Annotated in this window: 1 protein-coding gene; it reads right to left on the reverse strand. The window is 49.3% G+C overall.

Features of this window, described 5'->3' with window-relative positions:
* Positions 1-268: MmcB family DNA repair protein (locus tag ACZ2V4_RS11810; protein WP_490514964.1), on the reverse strand; the 268-nt coding region annotated here is incomplete at both ends.

Here is a 268-nt window from a genome sequence, read left to right on the forward strand (position 1 = left end):
TGGCAGCACCGCATGCAAAGTACATGCGATTGCAAAATGGCAGATACTTCCGCCACTTGCCTTTGTCATTATCGACTTTGAAGTCAGCCCATGAGGATTTGACTTCTACCATGACGATTTCGTTTTTGACGTGCACCGCCATTATGTCGGCACGTAGAGAACCGCCTTTATTGAGACCGACTTCGGCGCTGACCGCATACATCTTTTCACGCCAGTAATTTGCGACATGTTGTTTAATCAGCGTCGCGATCTCGGCCCGGGTCAATGT

The sequence above is a fragment of the Macrococcus sp. CoH-51_TC_04 genome, from assembly GCF_058188655.1.